The organism is Streptomyces sp. WAC05292 (genome assembly GCF_003949955.1).
GTDB lineage: Bacteria > Actinomycetota > Actinomycetes > Streptomycetales > Streptomycetaceae > Streptomyces > Streptomyces globosus.
In genome coordinates, this window is record NZ_RPSE01000615.1 from 1 (window position 1) to 2,373 (window position 2,373).

Annotated in this window: 2 pseudogenes; one reads left to right on the plus strand and one right to left on the minus strand. The window is 72.0% G+C overall.

Annotated features, from left to right (window positions below):
• Window positions 1-1,316: 1,316 nt before the first annotated feature.
• A pseudogene (locus EF903_RS31670) lies at window positions 1,317-1,619 on the plus strand (NUDIX domain-containing protein); the annotation flags it as partial.
• A 243-nt stretch (window positions 1,620-1,862) separates the two neighbouring features.
• Here EF903_RS31670 and EF903_RS31675 read toward each other — a convergent pair.
• Window positions 1,863-2,351 (minus strand): annotated as a pseudogene (locus tag EF903_RS31675) (trypsin-like serine peptidase); the annotation flags it as partial.
• Window positions 2,352-2,373 lie beyond the last annotated feature (22 nt).

Below are 2,373 nucleotides of genomic sequence, written 5' to 3' on the forward strand. Positions count from 1 at the left end.
CTGGGGGTGTCCCCGGCAGTTGATGGTGTCCGGGGCGGGCCGGTCCCTCAAGGGCGCTCCCTCCGGTCGCGTCGCTGCGCGATGGCCCTTGCGGGCCCCCCTTGACAGACCGACCCGCCCCGGAGGCATTTTTTCTGCCGGGACGCCCCCAGGGAAACGGCCAGGGGGGACGAAGACCACAGGGGTTCGTCAGAGCCCTTGCCCTCCCGCTCCGGCAGCCGTGTCCTGTCCCCCCGGCATCAGCAGCCCCGGCGGCGAAAGCCCGGTCGGCCTGATGTCGCGAAACGATGCCCAGAGCATCATCCGGAGACAGAAGCGCCCCAGATCGCTACGCGGGCAACCTCGGCTCAGCGACTGACCGCCGTCAACGGCTGGGAGGCGCGACGGATCGCTACAGGCGCGCCCTCGGCCCGGCGACTGACCGCCGTCAACGGCCGGGCGACGCGGCGGATCGCTACAGGCGCGCCCTCGGCCCAGCGACTGACCGCCGTCAACGGCCGGGCGACGCGGCAGATCACTACAGGCGCGCCCTCGGCTCGGCGACTGACGGCCGTCAAGGGTCGGGAGGCGCGGCGGACCGTTGCGGGGGCGCCCTCGGGTCGGCGACTGACGGCCGTCAGGAGCCAGGAGACGCGGCAGATGTCGACAAAGGTGCCGTCGGCTCGGCGGCTGTCCGCCGACGAATGTCGTGGGGTGCGAAGCGGCCCAGCTCGCTTTCTGCGTCTCGCAGCCGACGGTCGGCCTCCGGTCAAGGGTGTCCATGTCGTCGTCCGGGGCGCTCTCGGCCGCTGACGACCGCCGGACGCCGAACCGACGGTGCGGACGTAGCGATCCGGGGCGCTCCTGTCCCCGGACGATGCTCTGGACGTCGTTTCGTGCGGTCACCGCCCTGCCCGGACCCCGCCGACGGATCTGCGGATCCCGGCGGGGGCCGAATGCGGCGAGCGGGGCGGGAGAGAAAGCTCCCTGATGCGACTGATGGCTCATAGTCCCTCCAGGCCACTCCCCTCCTCTGGGGGCTTCCCGGCAGCTCTTTGGCGTTTCGGTGGGGGTCGGGCTGTCAAGGGTGGCCCGCAAGGGCCATCGCGCAGCGACGCGACCGGAGGGAGCGCCCTTGACGGGCCGGCCCGCGCCGGAAGGACAATGGGCTGCCGGGAAGCCCCCGGCACGCAACCGATCCCGAGTCATCGGCTCCCGTCTTTCCGCCGCCTGCCGTCGCTCCACCGGCGCCGGGGGCCGTGGGTTCCGTCCGGCTCGTCCCCGGCGCTTCCCTCACTCCCTCTTTCGCTCCTCCGCCCCCGTCGTACGCTGGGATGATGAGAACTCCCAGGCACGCAGCGCGCATTGTCGTTTTGGATCCCGAGGGGGCCGTGTTCCTGTTTCGGGAGAACAACGTCGAGGTCGGGATCCACTGGCTGCCGCCCGGTGGGGGGATCGATCCGGGGGAGACTCCCGAGCAGTGTGTGCGGCGGGAGTTGCGGGAGGAGACCGGGTGGACCGATCTCCGGCCTCAGCGGCTGTTGTGCACCTGGGAGCACGATTTCACCCACCAGGGGATCCGCGTCCGCCAGTACGAGCACATCTACGTGACCTCCGGGCCGCGGCGGGAGCCCGTGCCGGAGGATCCGCGGGCGCACTGGCGGTGGCTGTCGCCCGAGGCGCTGGCCGGGCTCAGCCCACCAACCCCAGATGCACCGGCTCGACCGCCCCGCGGGCCAGCAGCTCCGCCAGCCGCCCGTCGCCGTTGCCTTGGCGTACAGGGTTGCCGCGTAGTCGCCGAGGACGGTGCTCGTGGAGACGTCGTCGGTGTCGCCGCCCGTGAGGATGCCGATGATGCGGCCGTCGCGGGCGATCCAGGCGCTGCCGCTGGTGCCGCTCGGGAAGTCCGCGCAGTCGAAGCGCTGGCGGGTCGGGGTTTCGCGTACGGCGGTGGCGGTGCAGGTGCGGGGCACCTTGCGGTCGGCGGGGTAGCCGGTGACGGTGACCTGTTCGCCGGCGCGGCCGGTGGTGTCGAGGGGCGCCCCGCCGGTGACGTCTTCGATGTTGCGGCCGGAGGCGTCGGGAGCGAGGCGTACGAAGGCGAGGTCGTAGTCGTCGTCGGCGCCCTCGTCCCAGCGGGGGTCCTCGAAGACCTCCTCGATCTTCCAGGTGCCGTACGGGGTGGTGCCGCCCGTGTACGCGGGTGCGAAGACGGCGCCCTTGCCGGTGGGCTTGCCGGCGAGGAGGCAGTGGCCGGCGGTGACGATGAGGTTCCTGCCGGGGCTCTGGACGACGGTGGCGGTGCAGAAGTGGCTTCCCTGTACACCGCCTTCGAACAGGGCTCCGGTGAAGGCGGTGTACAGGGAAGCCACTTCTGCACCGCCACCGTCGTCC